General features: G+C 72.7%; 17 protein-coding genes and 1 pseudogene. 7 read left to right on the top strand and 11 right to left on the bottom strand.

Annotated features, from left to right (window positions below; all coding sequences use genetic code 11):
- Complete coding sequence (locus G7070_RS02545; RefSeq protein ID WP_166231738.1) at positions 1–1890, top strand: penicillin-binding transpeptidase domain-containing protein; 1890 nt, start codon at positions 1–3, stop codon at positions 1888–1890.
- 12 nt (positions 1891–1902) lie between these two features.
- On the opposite strand, the gene G7070_RS02540 is transcribed toward G7070_RS02545, so the two are convergent.
- Positions 1903–3135 (bottom strand): phosphatase domain-containing protein, encoded by a 1233-nt coding sequence (locus G7070_RS02540; protein WP_166231736.1) that lies wholly within the window; start codon positions 3133–3135, stop codon positions 1903–1905.
- Between the two features lie 9 nt (positions 3136–3144).
- Positions 3145–4101, bottom strand: coding sequence for a diacylglycerol/lipid kinase family protein (locus tag G7070_RS02535; RefSeq protein ID WP_166231734.1), 957 nt, complete (start codon positions 4099–4101; stop codon positions 3145–3147).
- Between the two features lie 62 nt (positions 4102–4163).
- Between G7070_RS02535 and G7070_RS02530 the strand changes: the two genes are divergently transcribed.
- Positions 4164–4460: a chorismate mutase gene (locus G7070_RS02530; protein WP_166231732.1), complete on the top strand. Its 297-nt coding sequence runs from the start codon at positions 4164–4166 to the stop codon at positions 4458–4460.
- A gap of 20 nt (positions 4461–4480) precedes the next feature.
- Here G7070_RS02530 and G7070_RS02525 read toward each other — a convergent pair whose 3' ends face one another.
- From G7070_RS02525 to G7070_RS02490, 8 genes are all read right to left on the bottom strand, one after another.
- Positions 4481–4876, bottom strand: a complete 396-nt coding sequence (locus G7070_RS02525; RefSeq protein ID WP_166231730.1) for a hypothetical protein — start codon at positions 4874–4876, stop codon at positions 4481–4483.
- Between the two features lie 547 nt (positions 4877–5423).
- A complete protein-coding gene (locus G7070_RS02520; protein WP_166231728.1) occupies positions 5424–6815 on the bottom strand; it encodes an HNH endonuclease signature motif containing protein in 1392 nt (463 codons plus the stop codon).
- Positions 6816–7939: 1124 nt separating this feature from the next.
- Positions 7940–8668, bottom strand: coding sequence for a glutamine amidotransferase (locus tag G7070_RS02515; protein WP_166231726.1), 729 nt, complete (start codon positions 8666–8668; stop codon positions 7940–7942).
- A 16-nt stretch (positions 8669–8684) separates the two neighbouring features.
- Positions 8685–9236: a serine O-acetyltransferase gene (cysE, locus tag G7070_RS02510; protein WP_166231724.1), complete on the bottom strand. Its 552-nt coding sequence runs from the start codon at positions 9234–9236 to the stop codon at positions 8685–8687.
- 320 nt (positions 9237–9556) lie between these two features.
- On the bottom strand, positions 9557–10369 hold the full coding sequence (locus tag G7070_RS02505; RefSeq protein WP_166231722.1) for a putative RNA methyltransferase: 813 nt from the start codon (positions 10367–10369) through the stop codon (positions 9557–9559).
- Positions 10370–10621: 252 nt separating this feature from the next.
- The gene (locus G7070_RS02500) at positions 10622–11380 is read right to left on the bottom strand and encodes an SDR family NAD(P)-dependent oxidoreductase (RefSeq protein ID WP_166231720.1); all 759 of its coding nucleotides are present in this window, start codon (positions 11378–11380) and stop codon (positions 10622–10624) included.
- 10 nt (positions 11381–11390) lie between these two features.
- Positions 11391–12326, bottom strand: a complete 936-nt coding sequence (locus G7070_RS02495; protein ID WP_166231718.1) for an SURF1 family cytochrome oxidase biogenesis protein — start codon at positions 12324–12326, stop codon at positions 11391–11393.
- Positions 12326–12730: a DUF3099 domain-containing protein gene (locus G7070_RS02490; RefSeq protein WP_166231716.1), complete on the bottom strand. Its 405-nt coding sequence runs from the start codon at positions 12728–12730 to the stop codon at positions 12326–12328. The genes G7070_RS02495 and G7070_RS02490 overlap by 1 nt, the downstream gene beginning before the upstream one ends.
- Before the next feature lie 42 nt (positions 12731–12772).
- Between G7070_RS02490 and fabG the strand changes: the two genes are divergently transcribed.
- From fabG to G7070_RS02465, 5 genes are all read left to right on the top strand, one after another.
- On the top strand, positions 12773–13492 hold the full coding sequence (fabG, locus tag G7070_RS02485) for a 3-oxoacyl-ACP reductase FabG (protein ID WP_206079903.1): 720 nt from the start codon (positions 12773–12775) through the stop codon (positions 13490–13492).
- Between the two features lie 57 nt (positions 13493–13549).
- Positions 13550–14323 carry an enoyl-ACP reductase FabI gene (fabI, locus tag G7070_RS02480; protein WP_166231712.1) on the top strand — a complete coding sequence of 258 codons (774 nt, stop codon included), beginning with the start codon at positions 13550–13552 and terminating at the stop codon, positions 14321–14323.
- A 38-nt stretch (positions 14324–14361) separates the two neighbouring features.
- Positions 14362–15174, top strand: a complete 813-nt coding sequence (locus G7070_RS02475) for an ABC transporter ATP-binding protein (RefSeq protein WP_166231710.1) — start codon at positions 14362–14364, stop codon at positions 15172–15174.
- Between the two features lie 4 nt (positions 15175–15178).
- Positions 15179–15652, top strand: coding sequence for an NfeD family protein (locus G7070_RS02470; RefSeq protein ID WP_206079902.1), 474 nt, complete (start codon positions 15179–15181; stop codon positions 15650–15652).
- Between the two features lie 115 nt (positions 15653–15767).
- Positions 15768–17018 carry an SPFH domain-containing protein gene (locus tag G7070_RS02465; RefSeq protein ID WP_166231708.1) on the top strand — a complete coding sequence of 417 codons (1251 nt, stop codon included), beginning with the start codon at positions 15768–15770 and terminating at the stop codon, positions 17016–17018.
- Between the two features lie 53 nt (positions 17019–17071).
- On the opposite strand, the pseudogene G7070_RS02460 reads toward G7070_RS02465, so the two are convergent.
- Positions 17072–18507: pseudogene (locus G7070_RS02460) on the bottom strand (sugar porter family MFS transporter).
- Between the last annotated feature and the right edge of the window lie 35 nt (positions 18508–18542).

Below are 18542 nucleotides of genomic sequence, written 5' to 3'. Positions count from 1 at the left end.
ATGAAACGCGCGCTGGCCGTGGCCGTCGCCCTCAGCCTCCTGGTGGCGACCGCCGGTGTGGTGTGGTGGTTCGCGTTCCTCCCGGGACAGCGCGCGAAGGAGACGGTGCAGGCCATCGCGGCCGGGCTCGCCTCCGGCACCCTCGACGACGCGCTGTTCGTCACGCCGGCGGCCGGCGCGGAGCTGAGCCGGATCTACTCGGGCATGGGCGCGCTGCGTCCGCAGGTCACCCCCGGCGAGGTGCGCACGCTGCCTGACGGCTCGTTGGGGACCGACCTGACCTGGCGCTGGGAGATCCACGCCGGCAAGGCGCCCTGGGAGTACACGACCCCCATCGCGCTGGTGCGGGCGGACGGGCCGAACTGGAAGGCCACCTTCAGCCCCGCGCTCGTCGCGCCGGGGTTGGAACGCACCGACCGGCTCCGTGCGACGCGACTCTCCGCCGTCCGCGGCGCGATCCTGGGCCAGGACGGGGAGCCGCTCGCCGGCAACACCCAGGCGTTCCGGGTGGGGATCGACAAGACGCTGACGACGCCGGAGTCCGCCGCGGCCAGCGCCCGGCCGGTCGCCGAACTGCTGGGCATCGACCCCGACCGCTACGTGGCCCGCGTCCAGGGCGCGGGGGCGAAGGCGTTCATCGAGGCGCGCATCCTGCGCGCCAACGATCCGACCGAGTCCGCCCTGGCCACGCGGGCCAGCGAGTGGGCCGGCGTCCGGGCCATCAGGACCACGTTCCCGCTCGGCCTCACCTCCTCGTTCGCGCGCCCGCTGCTCGGCGTGGTCGGCGAGGCCACCGCGGAGCAGGTCGAGGCGTCCGCCGGCACCATCCGCGCCGGCGACCTCGCCGGACGCGGCGGGCTGCAGGAGGCGCGCAACCACGTGCTCGCCGGGCTGACCGGCTTCGTCATCGAGCGCGTGGACCCCGACAACAAGGCCGCCGAGCTGTTCCGCGTCGAGCCGCTCAACGGCACCGACGTGCAGACCACCATCGACGTCGGGCTGCAGCGCAGCGCCGAGCAGATCCTCGCCGGGGTCGGGCCGGCCTCCTCGCTCGTCGCGATCCGGCCCTCGGACGGCGCGGTGCTCGCCGCGGCGGTGGGCCCGGGCTCGCAGGGATTCTCGACGGCGACGATGGGCCAGTACGCGCCGGGCTCGACGTTCAAGGTCGTCACGTCGCTGGCCATGGCGCGCCACGGCATCACGCCCGACACGACGGTCGAGTGCAGCGACGGCATCACCGTCGACGGCTACCGCTTCGACAACTGGCAGGGCTACCCGGCCGGGGCGCTGGGCTCGGTGCCGCTGCGCACCGCCTTCGCATTCTCGTGTAACAGCGCCTTCATCAACGCCCGCGGGACGGTGAGCCAGGCCGACCTCGCGGACGCCGCCGGCAGCCTGGGGCTGACCGCCGAGCCGCAACTGGTCCTCCCCGGCTTCCTGGGCGCGGTGCCGACCGAGGCCGCCGGCGTCGACCACGCCGCGTCCATGATCGGCCAGGGCAAGCTGCTGGCCAGCCCGTTGGGCATGGCGACGGTCGCGGCGAGCGTGGCGGCCGGGCACACGGTCGTCCCGGTGCTGGTCCCCGAGCCGGGGCGCACCCCGGAGTCGACGGCGGCCCCGCTGACCGAGGCCGAGGCCGCGCAGCTGCGGACGCTGATGCGGGCGGTGGTCACCGAGGGCGGGCACGCGAGCCTGGCTGCGCTGCCCGGCGAACCCGTGTTGGCCAAGACCGGCACCGCGAGCCATGGGGCGCAGGTGAGGTTCCACGGCTGGATGATCGCCGTCCAGGGCGACCTGGCGGTGGCGGCGTTCACCGAGGACGCCACGAGCGGCACCGCCGACGCCGAACCCCTGGTCGTGTCGCTGCTGCAGGCCGCCGCGCGGCGCTGACCCGGGCCGACCTCAGGCGGAGGTGGTGCCGGGCGGCTCGGCGACGTGCGGCGTCGGGGCTTCGGCGGCGTCGGGCGTCTCGTGCGCCACGGCGGCGATGTCGCGGTCCACGAGGGCGCGGACGCGTTGCTCCTGCTCGGGGGACTCCCACGCGATCTCGTCCAGGCCGGCGCGGGTCTGGTCGACGACGCGGGCCACGGCGTCCGCGGAGATCAGGCCGCGCCGGTGCAGCAGCGCGGCGGCACCCACGTAGGTGTCGAACGCCTCGACGCCCTGGGCCGCCCAGCGCTCGCGCACCTCCGGCGGGGTGTCGACGACGTCGTGGATGACGACGGCGTCCACCGCGTGCGGGAACCGCTCGCGGATCAGCTCGCCGACCGTGACGTCGCCCTGCCCGGAGTCGCCCACGAACACCAGCCGGTACTCGGGGAACAGCTCGTGGTAGTGCGTGATGTTGGCCACCTTGCGGGCCGCCATCAGGTCGTGGCTGGCCAGCGCGGCGAACGTCCCCGTCAGGACGCTGTGCGACGCGATCCCCGCGCGCCGCAGGGTGGCGCGGGTGTGGTTCTCGATCAGCCCGAACACGTCGCCGGGCCGGGCGGTCACGAACGTGAGGTCGCCGAGGGAGAACGCCTCGTCGGTGGGGCCGCGGTCCAGCGCGTCCAGCAGGGCCAGGACGCCCGGGTAGACGGTGCCGCGCGGGTAACGGCGGTCGTGCAGCACCGCGCTGACGGTGTCGTCGATGTCGCACAGCACCTTCGCCTCGCCCGGGTGGACGCCGGTGGCCTCGGCGGCGATGTGCGCCAGGATCGAGGCACGGATGGACTCGTCGGAGACGTCGCCGAACACCAGCGCCTCGAGGTCGTGGTGGTCCGGGCGCTCGTTCACCGCGTTCTTGAGCTCGGTGAGCTGCAACCCCCGGGTGCCGAGGAAGACCCGCTCGATGGTCTCCTGGTCGGCGCCGTCGCTGTGGCCGGCCTGCAGGCCGTACAGCACGTTCGCCAGGGCGGGGACGCTGAGCGACTCCAGGCGTTCCAGGATGAGGTTCCGCAGCGCGGTGCGGTTGTCGGGTCCGAACAGCCGGTCGTCGAGGCTCGCGAAGAGTTCCGCGGCGTCGACGTGGGCCAGCGCGTGGTCCAGGTCTGCGGGGGAGGCCCGGCGCAGCAGCGTCAGGACGGTGGCCTCCTCGTCGCGGTCGGTGCGACCCAGCAGGAGGGCGTTCAGCAGGTCAAGGTCGATCGGCACGGCGACAGTCTAGGAAGTCTCGGGCGTGCGGACGAGCAGGCCGCCGCGCTGCACCCGGACGCGGAGGTCGGCGACGCGCCCGACGATGTCGCCGTCCAGGTGCAGCGGGGCGGGGTCGTCGGGGACGGCCCACAGCGTCTTGGCGCGGGTGTAGCGCAGCGCGGTGGTGTCCACGCGGTGCCGGGTGAGGCCGGCGAACGCGATGCCGCCCCACTGGGCCGTCTTGCGCAGCGGCACCTCGAGGACGTCCAGGACGCCGTCGTCGGGGACCGCGTCGGGGAACACCTCGATGCCGCCGGGGATCCGGCCGGCGTTGGCGACCAGCAGCGTCCAGGTGCGGAGGCGGCGTCCGGGGGCGTTGTCCAGCGAGACCCGCATCGCGAGCGGACGCGACAGCAGGTGGCGCGAGCCGCTGGCCAGATACGACAGCCAGCCCAGGTAGCGCTTCAGCTCGGGGCTGGTGGCGCGGACGGTGGCGGCGTCGTAGCCCAGGCCGGCCATGACGAGGAACGGCCGCTCGGGGGTCGGGGCGCCGACGCGGCCCTCGGCGTCCACGTCGCGCCAGCTCGCCCAGCCGACGTCCACGGCGCGGGCGGGGGAGAACAGCGCCCGGTCGACCGCCAGGCCGGGCTGGCGGGTGCGGAGCCGCAGGTTGTAGGCGAACAGGTTCGCGGTGCCGATGGGGAGGATGCCCAGTTCGACGCCGGTGCCCGCGACCGCCCGGACGGCCTCCCGCACGGTGCCGTCGCCGCCGGCGACCACGACGGTGCGCGCGCCGCCCGCGACGGCCTCGCGGGCCTGGGGGTAGCCGTCGGCGTCCGGGGTGGTCGTGACGATGACCGGTTCCGGCAGGTCTGCGTCGCGGCACGCGCTCTCGAGCATGCGGCGCGTCGCCGCGTAGCCCTTGGCGGCGGGGTTCATGATCGCCCACAGCGTCCCGGAGGCGCGGGTTGCGGCGTCGCTCACGGTTCCCATTGTGCCCGTGGTCGCTCCGGATGCGCCGCAGTCCGCGCCACTAGGGTTGGTCCATGACCGAGATCCCTGCGGAGTTGGCGGCGCTGCGCGCCAGCATCGACAACCTCGACCAGGCGCTGATCTGCCTGCTCGCCGAGCGGTTCAAGATCACGCAGCGGGTCGGTCACCTGAAGGCGACCACGGGGCTGCCGCCCGCGGACCCGGCGCGCGAGAAGGAGCAGATCGCCCGGCTGCGCCGACTGGCCGACGAGGCCGGGCTCGACCCGGAGTTCGCCGAGAAGCTCCTGACGTTCATCGTCACCGAGGTGGTCCGCCACCACGAGCAGATCGCGCGCGAGCAGGAGGGCTGAGGGCTCGTCTCGGCCCGGGGTCAGCGCGCCCACAGCGAAGCGGACTCGCCCCGGCTCAGCCGTAGCGCGGCCGCCAGGGCCGCGGCGCTCGTAGCCCAGAACGCCCAGCACAGGGTGCCGACCATGACGGACGCGAGCGCCGCGACGCCGGCATCGGTCCAGCCCCACAACCAGGCGACCGCGGCGGCCACGGTGGCCGCCCACATCACCACCAGGCTGGCTGGCCAGCCCAGCCGCGCGGCGGCGAAACCGGCCGCGACGACCGCCACTCCCGCGGCCGGGAGCATCGGGAGCGTGTCCATGCCGGCCCAACCGACCGCGGCCAACCCCACGCACCACACGGCGCCAGCCACCACGATGGCCAGCGCCCGACGTCGCGCCGCGCTGTTCACCACGTCGTCGCCTCTCCGCTGCATGTGCCGATTGTGCTCACCGGGGTCGGGTGCGTCCAGACATGCTCTCCTCGGCGGTTGAGGCACATTCCTCGCCAGGTTGAGAGAATGGCCTGCCAGCGCTGCCACGGCGCCCCGGATGGCCTGAGTCATGCGGTGGCTGCGAGGCGGTCCTGATCCTGGCCATGACTCGCGGGCTCCCGTTGTGGCATGCACCGACTCACAATGATCTGCCTGGCAGACCTGCGTCGCAGAGGGGCGTCCAGGGGCGCCTGGCGCCCGCAAGCGGCGGTTGATCCCGCCAACCAGTCCGCGGGGTTCGCTGTCATCGAGGGCTGAGGCCTTCGCCGTCGCTAGCGCCATCTGCCCGGGGGAAGAGTGGCGAACCGTGCACCGTACGCCAGCAAGCTGGCGTTCACGAGGTGGAAAGACTGGAGTCCGTGAGGGGGGGAGGCTGGCGTTCACGACGTGGGCAGGTTGGCGTTCATGGACGTCGTTCTCCCGCGGGCAGTGTGGGCAGACCGGGAAGGTGGTCTGGCCGTGAGCGCCGTCCGCCATGGGAGGCCATCGGCTAGGCCGGTCCGCGCGGCAGTGCGCTGAGCGGCGGCTGCGACGCACCGGATCCCTGCTCGGGGCCGGGTGGGGCTTTGTGGTGGCGGTGGTTGCGGCGGGGGCGTTGCCGTGGGTCCACCCTTGTCGGTGGGATCACGACCGGCACGCCATCGTCGAGTCGGATCTGCCAGCGGGTGTCGGGATGCCGGTGGTCGGGTTCGACCGTGTTGTGATGATGCCGACACAGGAGCACCAGATTCGGAAGCGACGTCACACCGCCGCGTTGCCAGGGAGTGATGTGGTGGGCATCGCACGCGGCCGCGGTCCGATCACACCCGGGGAACACGCAGCCGCGATCCCTAGCGACGAGCGCGGCGCGGATGGCGGGGGTGACCAGCCGGTTCGCCCGGCCCACGTCCAGCACTTCGCCTGCACCGTTCATGACCACGGGCAGGATGCCGGCGTCGCAGGCCAGTACCCGCAGCTGCGTGGGTGTGAGGTCGGCACCCGAGTCGAGCAGTTGCGCCTTCCGGCAGTCGTCGATGAGCCGGTCATGGTCGATCAGGACCATGATGCGGGGCCGGTCGCCACCATGGTTCGGGGCGTCCTGGTGCACCGCGGCGGCGCGGGAGAGCTCGATCAGCGCATCAGCGCGGCGCTGGGCCGGGGTCGCCTTCTCAACAAGGGGGTCGGCGCAGTCAAGGGCACGCCGGTGGTGCAGGTGCGCGATCGCCTCAACCTGCGCCCGCAACAGTTCGGCTTCCACCGTCGGCAGGCTGCCTTTGATCAGGACCGACCCCATCCCATCAGGGGTGAAGGTCAGATGCCGCACCGCGTGGGCGTGCCGCGCCTCGCGCTCCAAGCGTCGCTCCAACGACTCCTCAGCGGTTTCGGGGGCGATGACTTCGAGCAGATGCCGGGCCAGCCGACCCAGCTCGTGGGAATCGAACTGAGCGCAGAACCCCACCATCATGGTTTCCGCCTCACGGATCGTGTGGTCGGGCAGATGCTCCGGCAACTGGGCCAGCACCCGGGTGACCGCGCGCGCCTGCAAGGGTGTCGCCGCCCCGGTGAGGGTCGCCTCCCTCAGCACGGGCCGGCTCGACAGTTCCTGGGCTGAGGCCAACAGCCGGCCCGCTTCGCGTCGGGTCATCCGCTGCGCGTCGTGCAGCCATGACAGCGTGCCCACCCCGACCACCGTCTGTGGGGCCGCGACCCGATCAGCCTCAGCCACCAACACCCCGGCCAGCGCCTGCAGCCGGCCCGCGGCGGCGAGCGCCTGCTCGGCGAGCGTGACGCGTTCGGCGTCGGTGAGCAGCGCCCGATCCAAACCGTCAGGGTCGAGGTCATCCAGACCGGAGAGGACATTCACCAGGAATGCCTCACTTCGCGTCCGGATCAACGTCTCCATGAAAACACGGTACGAGTCGCCTCCGACATTTCTTGGTGCACCTGTCCTGTAAGAGTTGTGGGATCGCGGCGGGTGAAAGGGCGCCGTCCGAACGCGCGAAGAACCTCGGTGCGAGCCCTCCGCGACAAAGAGGTGGGGCCGGCTCGGCGTTGTACCTCCCCAGAGAATGGCTCTGAGTGTCGCCCCCGCGATGAGTGTGTCCGACGGTTCGTCGGGCCGACGACGGGGCCACTCCGAAGCAGAAGAGGCGCTCTCGATCACCGCCCCATGACGCGCCCGGGTCGAGCGCGCGGGCGCGGGGCAGTTCACGCAGGACGGTTGCGGGTGCGGCTGGTCGATCGGCTAGCCAGGGCCAGCCGGATGCCGCCGAGCGACAGCCAGATCAGGTTGAGAATCGTGCGACGTGGGCAGCGCGGTGGGGGTCGAACGCCTCGTCCCGGGGAGGCGGCCCAAGGCATCCTCGGCGCCGCGTTCAGCGGCCCGCGTTCGGGCGTTGGGCGTGATGGCGCGCGCGTCCCCGAACTTCCCTCGAGTGTGTTTCGCGGCGCATCGGTCCGTTCGACCGGTTCGCAAGGTTCGCCCCAGGGGGTGGGCGCCGACCGGCATGGTGGGCGCGGTCTATCGCGGCGGCGGGAGGGGCGAGCGGTGGGGTGCCCCTCAGACGTAGCTGGGAGGCACGCGGTCGAGCCACGGTGGACACAAGGCGTCGTCGAGGCGACGACTGAGGCGATCGCCCGTCACGGCCCGACGCGAGGCGAAGCCGACACACCTCGGGCGAATCAGCATGTCGGGCGCCATGGCGTGGTCGGCCGGTGCGCATCGCTCGCGTGACCCGCGGGGCCAGTGCCGCCCGCCGCCCTAGCCAACCGAACGAAAAGTCAATTCAGCGGGCGGACGTTTCGGAGTATCGCGGTGTGCCGCGGATCTGTCCGGCATTTCCCGGCAAACGATCCCGCATCTAGGGAATGTGGCGACCGTCGGGCTCGGACGTTGTTTGCGGGGCCCCGCTCAGCGCCTGGCCGAGACCCCTGAGGAACTGGACGCAGGGTGACGAACACCCCAGGGACCGGGCTGCTGAGTGAGGGCGCGACGAACGGCGCGCTCGGCGGCCACCGGTGCCGAAGTCAGCTGCGGAACAGCTCGACGAAGTTTCCGATCATCCGCCCGGGAAGGCTGCCGACATCGGCGGCGCGGGCGTCCGCGCAGAGCTGGCCGTACTCGTCGGGGTGGAAGTAGCCGGCGTGGGCGTAGATCGCCATGCGGGCGATCAGGCGCTCGGCGTCCAGTTCGGGATGGAACTGGGTGACGTACGCGCGTTCACCCACCCGGAACGCCTGCACCGGGCACGCCTGGCCGGACGCCAGCAGGACGCCCGCCGCGGGAAGCTCGGAGCAGGCCTCCTTGTGGCCGGTGAAGGCGCGGAAGATCGGGGGCAGCCCCTCGAACAGGGGATCGGCGAGCCCGGCCTCGGTCAGGGTCACCTCCACGGCGCCGGCGCCCTCGCCGTAGGTGCGGTCCACGACGCCGCCCAGGTGCGTGGTCACCACGCCGAGCCCGTAGCAGAGCCCGAGCAGCGGGACGCCGTGGTCGATCGCCACGTCGACGACGTGGCCGAGATCCTCCTCGACGCGCTTCTGCACGTCGGTCTTCAGCTCGTCCGAGGTGTTGAACTGGCCGCCGCCGATGATGAGCCCGGCGTAGTCGTCCGGACGCAGCCGGGGGAGTCGCACCTGCTCGACCCGTGCCTGGACCAGTTCCGACGGCCCCAGGCCGCCCAGCAGCCGCAGGGCGTCGAGCTCGGCCGCCGCGGCGCCGTCGTGGTCGCGGATCGACAGGTGCAGGAAGGGCTTCATCAGGGCTCCACGGAGTTCAGGCGACCGGGTCGGACTGGGTGTTGGCGACCACCCCGGTCACAACCGAGTTCGCAGGGACGTCGTGCACGACCAGCGCGTTCGCGCCGACCTTGCTGCCGGCCCCGACGGTGATGGGGCCGATGACCTTGGCGCCCGCGCCGAGTAGGACGTGGTCGCCGATGGTGGGGTGGCGCTTGAAGCGGCCGCGGCTGCGCCCGCCGAGGGTGACCTGGTGGTACATGAGCACGTCGTCGCCGACCTCGGCGGTCTCCCCGATGACGATGCCCATGCCGTGGTCGATGAAGAACCGGCGTCCGATCACGGCGCCGGGATGGATCTCGACCCCGGTGGCGAACCGGGCGACCTGCGAGATCAGCCGCGCCAGCGGCCGCAGGGTGGGCCGGCGGGTCCACAGCCAATGCGCCAGCCGGTAGGCCCACACCGCGTGGACGCCGGGGTACAGCAGGGCGATCTCCAGCTTGTTGACCGCTGCCGGGTCCTCGCGCAGCGCAGTCTCGAGGTCCTCGTCGACGCGCTGCCACACCGAACGCAGAGGTGAGGTGGTCATGTTGGGTCCCATCGATCGTGGCGCCTTCTCTCCCGGCAACCTACCCGCACGCGTCGAGACGCCGCCGCGCATCTCAGCCGGTCGGGCCGTCGGCTCGGCCGACCGGCGCAGTCGCGGCAGGGGTTCGCCCGGACGCCGTGGGCCGACCCGAGCGGGCGGTGGCATCCCCCCACTGCGCCGAAGGTCGGCGCGGGTCGCCCGCGATGCACCGGCTGGCGGGACTTGCTGTGGATTTCGCACCCCAGCGCGGGCGGCGTCCGTCTGGATGCGTTCGATGGCCCCGGGCGGGGGTGCCCACGCGGCTCCCGACGCCGTGTCCGTCAGCCGTGCGCGCTCGGTCGCCGCAGCACCCACACGCTCACGGCGAGTTCGGTCGCGGTGGCCTCCACCTCGCTCGGGACGCCGTGGAAGGCGTTGGGCCCCATCCCGATCAGGTCGGACGTCAGGGACGCGTCGCCGTCGATCCGGGCGCGCACCCGGTGGCGAGCCACCGGCTCGAACCAGCCGGACGCCGCCCGCAGCAGCCGGTCGTCCTTGTCGGCGTCGATGCCCAGCAGCCCGTAGCGCTCGCGGATCGTCGCGAGGTGGGCCGGATCGGGCGTGACCACGAGCAGCAGGCCCGCGTCGCCCAGGACGCGGGCGAACTCCGGGAAGTTGCGGGGCGCGAACACGCAGGTGACGACGTCGAAGCGTCCGGCGCGCAGCGGCAGCGTCCCCCAGGCGTCCGCCACGACCGAGGCGGCCCGCTCGTGGGCGCGCGCGGCGCGCCGGGCGGCGGGGACCGACACGTCCAGTCCGACGCCGCGGGCGGCGGGGGAGCGGTCGAGCAGCCGAGCCAGGTGGTGCCCGGTGCCGCCGCCGACGTCGAGGATCGTGCGGGGCTCCCGGACGCGCCGGGCCAGCGCGGCGTCCAGGGCGTCGAACGCACCCGACGCGAGGACGCGCTCGCGGGCGGCGACCATCGCCGGGGTGTCGGCGTTGGCGGGCTGCGGGCCGCCCAGCAGGTTCAGGTAGCCCTGCCGGGCCGCGTCGAACCGGTGCCCGGCGCGGCAGGCCGCCCCGCCGTCGGCCAGCGTCAGGGGCTCGCGGCAGGTCGGGCACATCAGCAGCCCGGACGCCGCGGCCAGCGTCACGCCGCCACCCCGCCCCCGACGGCGGTCGCGGGGGTGGACGCCTCGAGCCGTGTGGTCACCCCGCCCCCGACGGTGGTCGCGGGGGTGGACACCTCGAGCCGCGTGGTCGTTCCGTAGCCGACGGAGGTCGCGGCGGCACCCAGTAGGCCGGCGCGGCGGCGGCCGCCTGCGGCCCGGCGAGGATGCCGACCGGGCGCAGCGCCACGGGCGGATGGCGTCTCGACAGGACCGGGACGAGAACCGGGGCCGCGCTCACAGGCCGCGCAGCCGGCCGCCGTCGACGGGGACCAGGCAGCCGGTGACGTACGAGGCGGCGTCCGAGAGCAGGAAGGCGGCCACCTTGCCGAACTCGGACGGCTGCCCGACGCGTCCCATCGGCGCGGCCGCGCCCATGTCCGTGATCGCGGCCTCCGGATCGGGCGTCTGGGCGGCGAGCCAGTTGATCCGGTCGGTCTGGACGGTGCCGGGCATCACTCCGACGACGCGCGAGCCGGACGCCCCGAACTCGTCGGCGAGTTCGCGGATCAGCATCGCGAGGCCGGGACGGGTGACGTTGGAGGGCGCCATCCCCGCCAGCGGCTCCTTGGCCGACGTCGAGAGCACGAAGGCGAGCGCCACCGGCCCCGTGGCGGCCGCGACCACGTCGCGGGCCGCGCGCACCGCGGCCACCACGACGGTGTCGAACGCCGACCGGTAGGTGTCGTCGGGCGTGTTGAGCACCTCGCCCTTGGCGGGGCCGCCGACGCTGATCATGGCGCCGTCGAGGCGTCCCCAGGTCTCCAGGGCCAGGGCGCAGGCGCGGGCCGAGGTGTCGGGGTCGCTGAGATCGGCGGGCAGGGCGACCGCGGCGTCGGCGCCGAGCGCGGCGACGGCCTCCTCGAGCGGCTCGGGGCGACGGGCCACGAGCACGACCCGGGCGCCCTCGGCGACCAACTGATCGGCGGTGGCGCGGCCGAGTCCGCCGGATGCGGCGGTGACGACGAAGACCTTGCCGGAGAGTCCGAGATCCATGGGGTGCCTCCTAGTGCGTGCGGGGTCGTGCGGGATCCTCTTCGAGGCTAGCCACCCGCGCGTCGTCGCGCTCGCGTTCCGGCGACCCGGCGTCGGAGGCTTCGCCGGCGGCCACGACGTCCCCGGCGGGTCGCCCGTTGTGCGGGTCGGCGTCCACCCGCTGCCCGTCGCGCGGGTCCGCGTCCGACCGCCGACCGGCGGAGGCCTCCTTGGCGGCCCGAGCGGCCGCCCGCTTGCGGTCGCGCACGTCGTTGCGGATCAGCACCACCAGCCCGAAGCCGGCGATGGCGGCGAACGAGAACCACTGCAGGGCGTACGACAGGTGGGGTCCCTCATCCAGTGCCGGCGGGGTGATCGGCGCCAACCCCTCGGACTGCGGCGGGTCGACGGTCAGCGCGCTGATGTAGCCGTTGACGAGCGGACGCCCCAGCCAGGGCGCGATGGCGTCGGAGTTGATCAGCCGGACGGTGTTCTCGGTCGGGGTGGTGGCGTTCGGCTTGCCCTGCTCGTTGCGGCGCACGTAACCCACGACGGTGACCTCGCCGGACGGGGGAGCCGGGAAGACGCGCGGGAAGTCCTCGGCGGCGGGCCGGACGATGAACCCGCGGTCGACCAGGACCGTCTGCCCCGAGGCCGTCTGCAGCGGCGTCACGAGCTCCCAGCCGGTCTGGTCCCCCAGCGAGCGGTAGCGGACCTGCAGCTGCCGGTCGGCGAGGAATGTGCCGGTGACCTGCACCCGCTGCCACTGGTCGGTCTCGGTGATCGGGTGGTCGAAGGCCTGCTCGAACGGCAGCACCGCCGCCTGCTCGTGCGCCACCACGTTCGCGTTGCGGTCCCGACGCTGGTCCAGGCGGTCCAACTGCCAGTTGCCCAGGCTCACGAACGTGAACCCGATCGCCACCACGAACGCCGCCAGCAACAGCCAGCGCAACCACACCCGCCCCATCAACCGTCCCTGCCTTCCACGTCGTCGTCCGGGCGGTTCGCGCCGGTCGCCTCCCCGGCCGCGCGGGGGTCCCCCTCGGGGGCGTCCTCGTCCTCGACGCTGCCCTGCACGATGTCCCCGGCGGTCAGCTCCAGCCGCTGCTCGCCCTCCAGCGGGCGCGCCACCGGCGGCGCGTGGTTGTCGGAGGCGTTGCCGAGCAGCACGGCGAATCCGGGCAGGATCGCGGCGGCCAGGAACAGCACCACGTTCCACGGGAACGGCGCCACGACGGCGGCGAAGAACGCCACCACGCGGATGCCCATCGTGATGAGGTACCGCCGCGTCCGCTGCTCGGTGGACAGCGAGGTCCCGATCCGCGCGTCGGTGATCACCGACGGGCGTGCCCCCGCGCCCCGTCCTGCCATGCAGTCAGCCTAACTCGCCTACTGAAGCCCTCACGCTACGGTGTGCGGGTGACGGAACAACCACGCAGCATCCTGGTCACCGGCGGCGCCCGCGGCATCGGGCGCGCCATCGTCGAGGAGTTCTTGAGGCAGGGCCACAAGGTGGCCGCGGCCAGCACCAGCGGCGAGGCCCCCCAGGGCGCGCTCGGCATCGCCTGCGACGTGACGGACGCCGCGTCGGTGGACGCCGCCTTCAAGGCCGCGGAGGAGGCGAACGGCCCCGTCGAGGTGGTCGTGGCCAACGCCGGCATCACCAAGGACACCCTGCTGCTCCGCATGAGCGAGGACGACTTCGACCAGGTGGTCGACGTCAACCTCAAGGGCGCGTTCAACGTCGCCAAGCGCGCCTCGCGCGGCATGCTGCGCGGCAAGTGGGGCCGCATCATCTTCATCGGCTCGGTCGTTGGCCTGTACGGCTCGCCGGGCCAGGTCAACTACGCCGCCACCAAGTCCGGCCTGGTCGGCATGGCCCGCTCGCTCACCCGCGAGCTGGGCGGGCGCAACATCACCGCCAACGTGGTCGCGCCGGGCTTCATCCAGACCCGGATGACCGACGTCCTCCCGGAGGAGACGGTCGCCGGTTACCGGGCGGCGATCCCCGCCGGACGCCTCGGCGAGGTGGCCGAGGTCGCCTCGGTCGTCGCCTTCCTGGCCTCGGACGCCGCGGGCTACGTCACCGGGGCGGTCATCCCCGTCGACGGCGGCCTCGGCATGGGCCACTGACCGCCCCGCGCACCCAGACCCACCGCACACCCAGACAACCTGAACCGGAGCACAGCCATGGGAATCCTCGAGGGCAAGACCGTCCTGGTCACCGGCGTCACGATGACGTCGTCCATCGCCTACAAGGTCGCAGAGATCGCCGCGGCCGAGGGCGCCACGGTGCTCGTGTCGAACTTCGGGCGCGCGCTCAGCCTCACCAACCGCATCGTCAAGCGCCTCGACCCCGTGCCGGCCGTCCTGGACCTCGACGTGACCAACGACGAGCAGTTGGCCGGGCTGGCCGACCAGCTCCGCGAGCACGGCGTGGAGCGCCTCGACGGCGTCGTGCACTCGATCGCCTTCGCCAACCCCGAGACGGCGCTGGGCGGGGCGTTCCTGTCCACTCCGTTCAACGACGTGTCGGCGTCCATGCAGATTTCGGCGTACTCGCTGGTCGCGCTCACCATGGCGTGCAAGCCGCTGTTCGGCGGCTCCGCCTCGGTCGTCGGCCTGACCTTCGACGCCCGCGTCAGCTGGCCGGCCTACGACTGGATGGGCGTCTCCAAGGCCGCCCTGGAGTCCGCCAGCCGCTACCTGGCCCGCTACCTGGGGCCCGAGGGCGTCCGGTCGAACATCGTGGCGGCGGGCCCGGTGGACACCATCGCCAAGAAGGCCATCCCGGGCTCCTCGTCCTTCAACGAGATCTGGGCCGACCGCGCCCCGCTCGGCTGGGACGCCGCGGACGCCACCCCGACCGCGAAGGCCGTGGTGGCCCTGCTGTCGGACTGGTTCCCCGCGACGACCGGCGAGATGATCCACGTGGACGGCGGGCTGCACTCCACGGGCGCGTGAGCGCGGTGCGCGCGCGTCGCGCCCGGTAGGTTGGAGGCATGGCACCGGTTGTAGAGCTCGCTGACGTCAGCATCGTCCGGGGCGGCGCGACGCTGCTCGACCAGGTGAACTGGGTCATCGACGAATCCGACCGCTGGGTGATCATCGGCCCCAACGGCGCGGGCAAGACCACGCTGCTGCAGATCATCTCCGCCCACATGCACCCCTCCTCGGGCATGGCCTCCATCCTGGACGAGGTGCTCGGCGCGGTCGACGTGTTCGAGCTGCGTCCCCGGATCGGCGTCACGTCGGCCGCCCTGGCCGAGCGGATCCCGCGCTCGGAGTCGGTGGGCAACGTGATCGTGTCGGCGGGCTACGCCGTCGTCGGGCGGTGGACCGAGCAGTACGACGCCACCGACTTCCAGCGGGCGGGGCAGCTGATGCACCAGCTCCACATCGACCGGCTGGGCAAGCGCACCTTCGGCACGCTGAGCGAGGGGGAGCGCAAGCGCGTCCAGATCGCCCGGGCCCTGATGACCGACCCGGAACTGCTGCTGCTGGACGAGCCGGCCGCGGGCCTCGACCTCGCCGGACGCGAGTCGCTGGTCGAGACCCTGGGCGAGATCGTCGCCGACGAGTACGCCCCGGCGACCGTGTTGGTGACCCACCACCTCGAGGAGATCCCGGCCGGCATGACGCACGCCCTGCTGCTCAAGGGCGGCCGCGTCGTCGCCGCGGGGCCCATCGACGAGGTACTGACCGACGACAGGCTCTCGGAGACCTTCGACCTGCCCCTGGTCGTGACGCAGCAGGACGGCCGCTGGTCGGCCCGCGCCCGCCGCGTCCATCCGACGACGTCCGGACAGGAGTAGTGCCATGTTGGAGTGGTTCCAGGCGAACTTCTGGGTGATCTGGCTCGTGGCCGCGGGCGGCCTGGCCGTCTCGGAGATGCTCACCCTCGACATGACCCTGCTGATGCTGGCCGGCGGCGCGCTCGCCGGGGCCGGGGTGGCGCTGTTCTTCCCGGCGCTGCTGTGGCTGCAGGTGCTGGTCGCCGTGGTCGTCGCCGTCGCGCTGCTCGGGCTGCTGCGCCCGCAGATCCTCAAGCGCCTGCACAAGGGGCCCGGCTACCGCAGCACCTTCGACCAGCTGCTGGGGGCCACGGGCAAGTCTGTGGGCGCCATCACGGCCGCCGACGGCGAGGTCAACGTCAACGGCGAGACCTGGTCGGCGCGCAGCTACGACGGCGAGGCGATCCCCGGCGGCGTCGAGGTCGACGTCATGGAGGTCGACGGCCTCACCGTGCTGGTGCTGCCGCGGCACAAGCCGCTGAGCCGCGACCAGTCCTGACCCCGCGTGCCCCGGGCGGCCGCCGCCCGACGCGGTGGGGGCGTTCGTCGTCCTCCGCCGCGCCGCTTCGCCCACGTGGATAGGGTGAAGGCACCAGTCCTTCAAGGAGGCTTCGATGCCCTTTCTGATCCTCGCCATCATCATCGCCGTGGTCGCGGTCGTGGCCCTGGCGCTGTCGGTCCGCGTCATCCAACAGCAGCAGTTGGGCATTATCCAGCGGCTCGGCAAGTTCCACCGCACGATCGAGCCCGGCCTGCACCTCATCGTGCCGTTCATCGACCGGGTGGCCTACACCATGGACATGCGCGAGGCCGTCGTGCCGTTCCCGCCCCAGGGCGTCATCACCGAGGACAACCTGATGGTCGGCATCGACTCGGTCATCTACTACCAGATCGTCGACCCGGTCCGCGCCGCCTACGAGGCGCAGAACTACATCCAGGCGATCGAGCAGCTCACCCAGACGACGCTGCGCAACATCATCGGCGGCATGGACCTGGAGGAGACCCTCACCAGCCGCGAGGACATCAACCAGAAGCTGCGCTCGGTCCTGGACGAGGCCACCGGCAAGTGGGGCATCAAGGTCAACCGCGTCGAGCTGCGCTCGATCGAGCCGCCGGCCACCATCCGCGACGCCATGGAGAAGGGCGCCCGCGCCGAGCGCGAGAAGCGCGCCCAGGTGCTGCTGGCCGAGGGCCAGCGCCAGTCGCAGATCCTGTCGGCGTCCGGCGACCGCGAGTCCAGCATCCTGCGCGCCCAGGGCGAGCGGGAGTCCGCGGTCCTGCGCGCGCAGGCCGACCGGCAGGCGGCGATGCTGCGCGCGGAGGGCGAGGCGCAGGCCATCACCACGGTGTTCGGCGCCATCCACGCCGCCGAGCCCGACCAGGCCCTGCTGTCCTACCAGTACCTGCAGATGCTGCCGCAGCTCGCCCAGGGCGACGCCAACAAGGTCTGGATCATCCCCAGCGAGCTCAACGACGCCCTGAAGGGGCTGGGCGGCGGCTCGGTCGGCGACGCCGTGAAGAACTTCACCTCGACCGCCTCGGGCAAGTTCACCGCCCCGGAGCGGGTCGACGTGTTCGCGGAGATCGCGCAGGCCAAGAAGGCCGAGGAGGACCAGTCGCAGGCCAAGGTGCAGGCGGCCATCCAGGAGGCCGCGCGCCTCGAGCACGGCGACAACGGTGCCCGGAACGCGCTCACGCCGGGCCGGAACGAGGCCGCCGACCCGGTGGCCGACCTGATCGCCGACGACCCGGTCGACGACGTCGCGCCCGAGCCGGCCCGGCTGCACCAGGACCCGCAGTCCCCGGCACAGCAGCCCTCGCCCCAGCCCGACTTCCGGGCCCCCGAGGGCGACCCGGAGAACTGACCCGGACGCCGGGCTCCGACACCGCGGCACCGCCGCCCCGACGACGCCATCGCCTACCCGGCGATGGCGTCGTCCATGTCCTCCAGGGACCGGCCCTTGGTCTCCTTGACGAACCGCGCCACGAACAGCAGCGACAGCAGCGCGAACGTGGCGTACAGGCCGTAGGCGAGCCCGAGGGAGAAGTCCTTCAGGGTCGGGAAGCTGACGGTGATCAGCCAGTTGGCCGTCCACTGGCCGGCGGCCGCCAGCGACAGCGCGGCGGCGCGGATCCGGTTGGGGAACATCTCGCCCAGCAGCACCCAGACCACCGGCCCCAGCTCATCCCGAAGAACACCACGAACAGGTTGGCGGCGACCAGGGCGATCGGGCCCGCGGCCCCGACGAGCGCGGGCTGGCCCGAGGACGTGTCCGCGGTCCCGAAGATCACGGCCATCGTGCCCAGCGTCACGGTCATGCCGATCGAGCCGATCATCAGCAGCGGCTTGCGGCCGATCCGGTCCACCAGCGCGATCGCCACCAGCGTCGTGGCGATGTTCACCACCGAGGTGAACACGCTGGTCTGGAAGGACTGGTCCTCGCTGAAGCCGACCGCCTCCCACAGGATGTTGGAGTAGTAGAAGATCACGTTGATGCCGACGAACTGCTGGAAGACGCTGAGCAGCAGCCCGATCCACACCACCGGGTAGACCCGCCCGGCGGGGGAGCGCAGGTCGCGCCACGACGGCTCGGTGTCGCGCTCGAGGCTGGCGCGGATCCGCTCGACCTTGATCTCGATGTTCTTCTCGCCCAGCAGTTGCGTGAGCACCGCGCGGGCTTCGGGGATCCGGTGCGTCGCCACCAGGTAGCGCGGCGACTCGGGGATCGTGGTGGCCAGCAGGCCGTACGCGACGGCGGGCACCGACATCATGAGGAACATCCACCGCCACGCGTCCATGCCGAACCACAGCGGGGCGTTGGCGCCCCCGGCCAGGCTCGCCAGCAGGTAGTCCACCAGCAGCGACAGGAAGATGCCGGACACGATCGCGAGCTGCTGCAGCGAGCCCAGCCGCCCGCGGATGCGCGCCGGCGACGTCTCCGCGATGTAGGCGGGAGCGATCACCGACGCGATGCCGACGCCCAGCCCGCCGACGACGCGGCCGAGCACCAGCAGCCAGATGTCGGGTGCGAAGGTGGTCCCGATCGCGCTGACCAGGAACAGCACGGCCGCGATCCGCATCACCTTGAGCCGGCCGATCCGGTCGGCGATCCGGCCAGCGCTCATCGCGCCGACCGCGGCGCCGAGCAGCGCCGAGGCGACCGCGAACCCGAGGACCGTGGGGCTCACCTCGAAGTCGGCCTCGATGGCGGCGACCGCGCCGTTGATGACGGCGCTGTCGTAGCCGAACAGCAGGCCACCGAGGGCCGCCACGGCGGCGATCCTGATGACGCCCTTGCCGCCCTCGTCGTCGAGTTCGGGTACGTCGGAGTGGTGCGTGCTGCCCGCGTCCATCGGGGCCTCCTCACGGTGGGGTGGTCGCAGAAGGT

Source organism: Propioniciclava coleopterorum (genome assembly GCF_011393335.1).
GTDB lineage: Bacteria > Actinomycetota > Actinomycetes > Propionibacteriales > Propionibacteriaceae > Propioniciclava > Propioniciclava coleopterorum.
The sequence above is the reverse complement of the archived record's forward strand: the minus strand, read 5'-3'. Positions and strand labels throughout refer to the sequence as shown.

What these genes read in the sequence shown, in the direction of transcription:
- G7070_RS02545 (WP_166231738.1), top strand. Translation starts at nt 1, where the DNA reads ATGAAACGCGCGCTGGCCGTGGCCGTCGCCCTCAGCCTCCTGGTGGCG.
- G7070_RS02530 (WP_166231732.1), top strand. Translation starts at nt 4,164, where the DNA reads ATGACCGAGATCCCTGCGGAGTTGGCGGCGCTGCGCGCCAGCATCGAC.
- G7070_RS02525 (WP_166231730.1), bottom strand. Translation starts at nt 4,876, where the DNA reads ATGCAGCGGAGAGGCGACGACGTGGTGAACAGCGCGGCGCGACGTCGG.
- G7070_RS02520 (WP_166231728.1), bottom strand. Translation starts at nt 6,815, where the DNA reads ATGGAGACGTTGATCCGGACGCGAAGTGAGGCATTCCTGGTGAATGTC.
- G7070_RS02515 (WP_166231726.1), bottom strand. Translation starts at nt 8,668, where the DNA reads ATGAAGCCCTTCCTGCACCTGTCGATCCGCGACCACGACGGCGCCGCG.
- cysE (WP_166231724.1), bottom strand. Translation starts at nt 9,236, where the DNA reads ATGACCACCTCACCTCTGCGTTCGGTGTGGCAGCGCGTCGACGAGGAC.
- G7070_RS02500 (WP_166231720.1), bottom strand. Translation starts at nt 11,380, where the DNA reads ATGGATCTCGGACTCTCCGGCAAGGTCTTCGTCGTCACCGCCGCATCC.
- G7070_RS02495 (WP_166231718.1), bottom strand. Translation starts at nt 12,326, where the DNA reads ATGGGGCGGGTGTGGTTGCGCTGGCTGTTGCTGGCGGCGTTCGTGGTG.
- G7070_RS02490 (WP_166231716.1), bottom strand. Translation starts at nt 12,730, where the DNA reads ATGGCAGGACGGGGCGCGGGGGCACGCCCGTCGGTGATCACCGACGCG.
- fabI (WP_166231712.1), top strand. Translation starts at nt 13,550, where the DNA reads ATGGGAATCCTCGAGGGCAAGACCGTCCTGGTCACCGGCGTCACGATG.
- G7070_RS02475 (WP_166231710.1), top strand. Translation starts at nt 14,362, where the DNA reads ATGGCACCGGTTGTAGAGCTCGCTGACGTCAGCATCGTCCGGGGCGGC.
- G7070_RS02470 (WP_206079902.1), top strand. Translation starts at nt 15,179, where the DNA reads ATGTTGGAGTGGTTCCAGGCGAACTTCTGGGTGATCTGGCTCGTGGCC.
- G7070_RS02465 (WP_166231708.1), top strand. Translation starts at nt 15,768, where the DNA reads ATGCCCTTTCTGATCCTCGCCATCATCATCGCCGTGGTCGCGGTCGTG.